This window comes from Actinophytocola sp., assembly GCF_049647105.1.
Lineage (GTDB): Bacteria > Actinomycetota > Actinomycetes > Mycobacteriales > Pseudonocardiaceae > Actinophytocola.
The window spans coordinates 23857-30621 of the sequence record NZ_JBARWZ010000137.1; the positions used below are offsets into that span (position 1 = coordinate 23857).

Here is a 6765-nt window from a genome sequence, read left to right on the forward strand (position 1 = left end):
ACCGGCCTACCGTCGCGGTATGCACCTCCTCTTCCTCAGCAGGCCCGCTTCGGGACACCTGTACCCGACGCTGCGGCTCGCCGAGGAACTCGGCGAGCGTGGCCACCACGTCACCTTCGCGTCCGGGGACCCCTACCTCGACGAACTCGCCGGGCCCGGCGTGCGGCTCGTGCGGTTCGGCAAGCACGAGCGGCGCCTGCTCGACATGCCCGCGCTCGCGCCGGACGCCGTCGTCGCCGACCCGCGCACCACCGGCGCCGCGACCGACCTGGCAGGCACGTGGGACGTGCCGTTGGTGGTGGCGGGCCAGAACCTCGCCGAGTCACCCCACGGCTGGCCGTCCGAGCAGGCGCCCGAGCCGTACGTGTTCACCATCCCCGGCGCCCGGGGCAAGGTGCACAACCCGTGGCGCCGCCACGGCCGCAGGCCGGTGCTGCTGGTCGACGGGCCGTCGATCGGGCCGCTGGTGCGTGCGTTCGGCGACACCGACTGGCAGGTCGTCGTCAGTGACACGGAACTGCCGCACGCGGACGTCCTCCTCACCGACGGCAGGCTCGCCGCGGTGAGTGCCGGGCTGCGTGCCGGGGTGCCGATGGTGCTCGCCCCGAAGACCGCCGAGGAGATCGCGCACGCCGACCGGATCGCGGCGCTGGGGGTGGGCAAGGTCGTCGCCTCGCTCGCCGACGCGCATGCCGAGGACCTGCGCAGACTCGTCGAACACCTGCGGGTAGACGAGCCCACACTGGCCACCGCGCGGCGGTTGCGCGAACTGGTCGCCGAGGCGGGCGCACCGGCGCGGGCGGCGGACCGGATCGAGGAGCTCCTCGTCGCACCACCGCTCGCGCGGGCCGCCTGACCCCGGGGTTCAGCTCGAGGCAGGCCGGACGGCGGCCGCGTCCTGTTCGGTCAGGCCGAAGTCCCTGAGCACGGCGTCGAAGTTGTCTCCCTCATGCGCGTCCACCAGCAGGGCAGCGAGGTCGCGCAGCTTCTTGTTGGAGTTCTGCGACGCGCGTTTCAGCACGTCGAACGCCCGCTGTGAGTCGTACTCGAAATGCCGCATCAGCAGTCCCTGCGCCCGGCCGACCAGCGACCGCGTCTGCAGCGCGGCCCGCAGCTGGGTCACCAGCTCCCGCGAGTCATGGAACAGTGACGCGTTGTCGAACGCGACACCGGCATGCATCGTCAGCAGCAGCACCAGGTCGTACGCGACCTCCCCGAACCGTGCGGGGTCCTTCGACAGCAGGGTCAGCACCGCGGTCTCGTCACGCGTGGTAGCCACCGGCAGGCACAGGCAGCTGCGGTAGCCGGCATTGACGAACTGGGTGCCGAACGACGGCCAGCGCTGGTCGGCCGCCACGTCGTCGAGCCTGCGCGGCTCCGCGAACGTCACCGCCTCGACGATCGGGCCGGGCACGAGCGGGTCGAAGCCGAGGTCGCGGCTGGAATGCACGGTCTCGACGCCGGTCGAGGACCGCACCGTGATGATCGCGTCGTCACAGCCGGGGACCGTGCGCACGATCCTGGTGACGAAACGGCCCATCGTGGCGCCAAAGTCATCGTCGGCGACCAGTCTCGTGATCTCTGCGAGCTCACTCGCCACAGTCAGAATGTCGTCAGGCACGCACGGAGTCTGAGCCGTGCGGGCCGTGGAGGCAACTCCCACGGGGTTGCTAATGTGGTGCCGCAGTTCACGGTTACGAAGTCAGCCGTGCTTCCTCTTTCCCTGGAGGCCAGATTGGCTGACTCGTCGTTACTCAGCATCCGTCGCAGAGCCGTCACCGGCGGTGTTTCGATCGTCTCCATCGCCGGTGAGATCGACCTGGCCACGGCCGACGCGTTTCGCGACAGCCTGTCGCCTTACCTGTCCGACCCGGCGACCACACAGCTCGTGTGTGACATGTCGCAGGTGAAGTTCCTGGCGTGCAGTGGATTGTCGGTACTCCTGGACGTCCAATCGGCACTCAGCGCACGCGGCGGGCAGCTGTCCGTGGTCGCGAACGGACCCGCGGTGCTACGGCCCGTGAAGGTCACGGGGTTGAACAAGGTGCTGCGGGTGTACCCCCACCTGTCAGCCGCGATCTCCCAATCCACTGTGGACTGACTCGGCGCGCCACGTCCCTCCCGGCCGCGCCGCCGACCCCGGCAGGATGCTCACCCCGCGTCCCAGGGCGGACAAGGGTCGGGCCCGTTTGCCGAGGGAGATCAACGGCCGGCTCGGGGCAGATGGCAAAGTGGATACATGGATGACGTCATCGACCGCATCGCCGAGCGGGGCGAGCAGGCACGGCAGGGACAGATCGTGGACGTGCTGGTGGCCGCGTTCGACGAGCTGATGAGCGCGGACCCGGTGGCGTTCCGCAGGAAGTTCCGCAAGATGGCGGCGGCGCCGTTCGCCTTCTACCGGGGCAGTGCGTGCCTGTTCTACGCGGACATGGCCGACGACCACGACCCGTGGGCGAACGAACGCACCAGCAGGGTCTGGATCCAGGGCGACCTGCACGCGGAGAACTTCGGCACCTACATGGACTCGTCGGGCACGCTGGTGTTCGACGTCAACGACTTCGACGAGGCCTACCTGGGCTGTTTCACGTGGGACCTGAAGCGCCTGGCGGCGAGCGTCGCCCTGATGGCGTGGAGCAAGGCCATCTCGGACAACGACATCACGCACCTGATCGGCGCGTATCTCCACGCGTACGTGCGGCAGGTACGCGACTTCGCGGACAATCCGGGCGACGAGGGCGTCCGGCTGCAGCTCGACAGCACGGAAGGCACCCTGCACGAGGTGCTGCTGAGGGCCCGCCTGCGCACCCGCACCGGTCTGTTGTCGACGATGACGAAGGTGGAGGACTACGAACGCCAGTTCTCACGCGGCCCCGGCGTGCGCGAGCTGCCGTCCTCGGAACGATCGGTGGCACTGGCCGCGTTCGAGTCCTACCTGGACAGCATCCCGGCGGGCAAACGGTTCGACGCAGGGGTCTATCGCGTGAAGGACCTGGTGGGCCGCAGCGGTTTCGGCATCGGTTCGGCCGGGCTGCCCGCGTTCAACGTGCTGGTCGAGGGCCACACGCAGGCGCTGGAGAACGACGTGGTCCTGTCGATGAAGCAGGGCAACGTGCCCGCCCCAAGCCGCATCATCGACGAACCCCGCATCCACGGCTACTTCGAGAACGAGGGCCATCGCACCGCGGTATCGCAGCGCGCACTGCAGGCGCACGCGGATCCGTGGCTGGGCCACACTGTCATAGACGGCAAGGGTTTCGTGGTCACCGAGCTGTCCCCGTACGCGAGCGACCTCGACTGGTCGGAAGTGACCGAGCCTGCCGACATGGCCCCGGTCCTGGCCTACCTGGGCCGCGCGACAGCCAAGATGCACTGCGTCGCGGACGCCGACTCGGAACAGACCCTGGTCGACTTCCAGGTCGAGGAGGCCATCGCGTCGGCGATCGACGACGAGGACGAGTTCACGACCACGCTGACCAGGTTCGCGATGGCCTACGCGGCCCAAACCCGCGAAGACCACAGCCTGTTCGTGAACGCCTTCCGCAACGGCCAGATCCCCGGCATCTAGGACCTGTCCCATGGATCTTTATGCGCGGGTCTGGGCCAACCACCCACGGTCCGAGGCTGCGCTGGGTCGAGACCAACACTATGAAATCCGGGGAAGCGGACTAGGGGCGGGTAGTGACGCGGCGACGCGGAGCGTTTACAATCCGCAACCCCCGGGTATGCAAGTTGCATATTCCCCCCACCGATCACCCCGAGACGAGAGATGATCGATCCGCCCGAGTTGATGCTCGCAACGCCGACCGATCGCCGTTTCTCCGACGACGACTGGCTGTTCGAACGGAAGCTGGACGGGGTGCGCGCCCTGTCCATGCGCGACGGGTGGCGGCCACAGCTGTGGTCCCGCACCCACAAGCGCCTCGACGACGGTTACCCCGAGCTGGTGGAAGCGCTGAGCGAGGCGGGCAACGGCCGCTTCATCACCGACGGCGAGATCGTCCGCGAGGACGGCGTCGCCCGCTACTACCTGTTCGACCTGCTGTCCTTCGAGGGCACGGACCTGACCGGAAAGCCGCTGCGCGAGCGTAAGGAGATCCTGCGCACCGCATTCCGTTTCGACGGGCCGCTGCGCTACTCCGAACACCTCGAAGCCGACGGCGAGGAGTACTACCAGCACGCCTGTGACAGCGGCTGGGAAGGACTGATCGCCAAGCGCGCCGACTCCCCCTACATCGGCGGGCGGTCCACCGACTGGCTCAAGTTCAAGTGTGTGCGGGGCCAGGAGTTCGTGGTCGGCGGGTTCACCGAACCGCAGGGCTCGCGGGCCGGGTTCGGCGCGCTGATCGTGGGCTACCACGAGGACGGCGTCCTGCGGTACGCGGGCAAGGTCGGCACCGGCTACGACCACGCGACGCTGCGTGCGCTGCGTGCCCGCATGGACACGATGACGCGGGACTCGTCCCCGTTCGCCGACCCGGTTCCCGAGCCGACCGCGCACTGGATCCGGCCGGAACTGGTGGTGCACGTGGGTTTCAGCGAGTGGACGCGGGACGGCCGGCTTCGCCATCCCCGTTTCGGCGGGCTACGCACCGACAAGCCACCGAGCGAGGTTGTCCGCGAAACGCGGTGACCACGTTTGCCGAGTTCAGCGGGCGGTATCCCTCCCCCGAGGTGATTGCCGTGCGTGAGTTCGACAAGCAAGGCCCCCGTGCCGAGGGCCATCCCGTCGTGTGGGCGGGACGTGAGGATGGCCCCGCTCTGGTGGTGGCTGATCCGGCGGGCGCTGCTCGGCATGACGAACTGCCTGCGACCTGGGACCGGCTCGCCACCGACTTCCAGATCGCCTGGTGCCGGCTCCCGGCCGGCAAGCGGTCGGTCGAGGACCTCGAGGACGTGTTCGAGACGCTCGTCGAGCGCCGGGCGTCCACGACCCTGGTGGCGAGCGGTCAGGCCTGTGAGACGGCGCTGGCCCTGGCCCGCCAGTTCAGCAAGATCGTCACCTCGGTCCTGCTGGTCGACCCGCCGGAGAGCGGCGAAACCCTTGCGGAGACGGACTTCGAGGTGCGGGTCGTGGCCCGCAGCCACGCAGGCCCGAGCGACCGCGTCGAGGCACCGCTGCCGCTCGGTCACCCCGAGGTCGTCGCTGGTCTGATGACCGCGCTCGCCGATATGAAGTGACATTCCGCCGGCCATGTTTCGCCATGGATAGACGTGGAACGCCTTTCCATGAACGCGATCGAAATCAAGGAGGAGATAAACTGTGACCACGATCGAAAAGTCGGTGGACGTGCAGGCTCCGGTGCGGACCGCTTACAACCAGTGGACGCAGTTCGAGTCATTCCCGAAGTTCATGGAGGGTGTGGACCGCATCGAGCAGACCACCCCGACGAGAACCCACTGGCACACCACGATCGCCGGCGTCACACGTGAGTTCGACGCCGAGGTCACCGAGCAGCACCCGGACGAGCGGGTGGCATGGCGATCGGTCAGTGGCCCGGAGCACTCCGGTGTCGTGACGTTCCACCGCCTCGATGACACGACCACCCGGGTGCACCTGCAGATGGACTACGCGCCGGACTCCCTGACCGAGAAGGCGGCAACCGCGCTCGGCGTGGTTGGCCACCGCATCCAGGGCGACCTGGGCCGGTTCAAGGAGTTCATCGAGCACCGCGATGGCGAGACCGGCAGCTGGCGCGGGGATGTCGACCGCTCGCCGCAGCGGGGCGAGTCGCCAACGGCTGACGGTGGCGGCAGCCCCCGGCCGAGTGTGCCCCCGCAGGGCAACCCCGCGGGCGTGGACCGTAACGGCCACAACCCGTTCTGACAGTGGACCGATGTGCGGCGGTGCGATGAGTTTCGCGCCGCCGTATGGTCCAACCACCATGAACCTGCCGAGGATCGTGCGCCATGACGAATGGCTCGAGGCCCGCAAGGAGCTTCTGGTCAGGGAGAAGGCGCTGACGAAGGCCCGGGACGAACTGGCCGCCGCGCGGCGTGAGCTGCCGATGGTGCTCGTCGAGAAGGAGTACGTGTTCACCGGTCCGGACGGACCCGCGACGCTGCTCGACCTGTTCGACGGCCGCAAGCAGCTGATCGTCCACCACATGATGTGGGCGTACGACTTCGACGAGGACGGCAACGAGGTGCCCCGCGACACGGGCTGCCCGAGCTGCTCCGCGCACGCCGACAACATCCCCCACCTCGCGCACCTGCACCAGCGGGAGACGTCGTACGTCGCGGTGTCGCGGGCACCGCGGTCGAAGATCGGCCCGTTCCTGGCGAGGATGGGGTGGGCGTTCCCCTGGTACTCCTCGCATGGCAGCGACTTCAACCACGACTTCCACGTCACCGAGGACGAACGCGTGGCGCCGGTGCTGCTGAACTACCGGACCACCGACGAGCTGGCCGAGCAGGGTTTCGAGTGGTCCCCCGCGCGACGCGGCGACTACCCCGGCATGTCGGCGTTCCTGCGGGACGGCGACCAGGTGTTCCACACGTACTCGACGTTCGCGCGCGGGCTGGAGCAGGTCGGCGGCACCCACTACTTCCTCGACATGACCGCACTGGGCCGCCAGGAACCGTGGGAGAAACCGGAAGGCCGAGCCGCCGCCTTCGGCGCACAAGCAGGCAGCCCCGACCTCCGCTTCCACGACGAGTACTAAAACCCGCGAGTCCACGGTTCAGAACCCGCGAGTCCACGGTTCAGAACCCGCGAGTCCACGGTTCAGAACCCGCGAGTCCACGGTTCGGGACCCGCGAGTC

General features: G+C 68.4%; 7 protein-coding genes and 1 pseudogene. 7 read left to right on the forward strand and 1 reads right to left on the reverse strand.

Annotation, left to right across the window (positions count from 1 at the left end; translation table 11 throughout):
* Window positions 1–19: 19 nt before the first annotated feature.
* A complete protein-coding gene (locus tag WBA97_RS16410) occupies window positions 20–856 on the forward strand; it encodes a glycosyltransferase (protein ID WP_424231685.1) in 837 nt (278 codons plus the stop codon).
* Between the two features lie 9 nt (window positions 857–865).
* Here the strand turns inward: WBA97_RS16410 and WBA97_RS16415 are convergent, their stop codons facing one another.
* On the reverse strand, window positions 866–1621 hold the full coding sequence (locus tag WBA97_RS16415; RefSeq protein ID WP_424231686.1) for a GAF and ANTAR domain-containing protein: 756 nt from the start codon (window positions 1619–1621) through the stop codon (window positions 866–868).
* Window positions 1622–1735: 114 nt separating this feature from the next.
* Here WBA97_RS16415 and WBA97_RS16420 point away from each other — a divergent pair, with 114 nt between their 5' ends.
* The 6 genes and pseudogenes from WBA97_RS16420 (at window position 1736) to WBA97_RS16445 (ending at window position 6665) form a co-directional block, all read left to right on the forward strand.
* Window positions 1736–2101, forward strand: coding sequence for an anti-sigma factor antagonist (locus tag WBA97_RS16420; protein ID WP_424231687.1), 366 nt, complete (start codon window positions 1736–1738; stop codon window positions 2099–2101).
* Between the two features lie 138 nt (window positions 2102–2239).
* Window positions 2240–3568, forward strand: coding sequence for a DUF2252 domain-containing protein (locus WBA97_RS16425; RefSeq protein WP_424231688.1), 1329 nt, complete (start codon window positions 2240–2242; stop codon window positions 3566–3568).
* A 201-nt stretch (window positions 3569–3769) separates the two neighbouring features.
* Window positions 3770–4633, forward strand: a complete 864-nt coding sequence (gene ligD / locus WBA97_RS16430; protein WP_424231689.1) for a non-homologous end-joining DNA ligase — start codon at window positions 3770–3772, stop codon at window positions 4631–4633.
* A 50-nt stretch (window positions 4634–4683) separates the two neighbouring features.
* On the forward strand, window positions 4684–5181 hold the full coding sequence (locus WBA97_RS16435) for a hypothetical protein (RefSeq protein ID WP_424231690.1): 498 nt from the start codon (window positions 4684–4686) through the stop codon (window positions 5179–5181).
* An 82-nt stretch (window positions 5182–5263) separates the two neighbouring features.
* Window positions 5264–5719, forward strand: a pseudogene (locus tag WBA97_RS16440) (SRPBCC family protein); the annotation flags it as partial.
* Between the two features lie 166 nt (window positions 5720–5885).
* Window positions 5886–6665: a DUF899 domain-containing protein gene (locus WBA97_RS16445; RefSeq protein WP_424231691.1), complete on the forward strand. Its 780-nt coding sequence runs from the start codon at window positions 5886–5888 to the stop codon at window positions 6663–6665.
* Window positions 6666–6765 lie beyond the last annotated feature (100 nt).

What these genes read in the sequence shown, in the direction of transcription:
- WBA97_RS16410 (WP_424231685.1), top strand. Translation starts at nt 20, where the DNA reads ATGCACCTCCTCTTCCTCAGCAGGCCCGCTTCGGGACACCTGTACCCG.
- WBA97_RS16425 (WP_424231688.1), top strand. Translation starts at nt 2,240, where the DNA reads ATGGATGACGTCATCGACCGCATCGCCGAGCGGGGCGAGCAGGCACGG.
- ligD (WP_424231689.1), top strand. Translation starts at nt 3,770, where the DNA reads ATGATCGATCCGCCCGAGTTGATGCTCGCAACGCCGACCGATCGCCGT.
- WBA97_RS16445 (WP_424231691.1), top strand. Translation starts at nt 5,886, where the DNA reads ATGAACCTGCCGAGGATCGTGCGCCATGACGAATGGCTCGAGGCCCGC.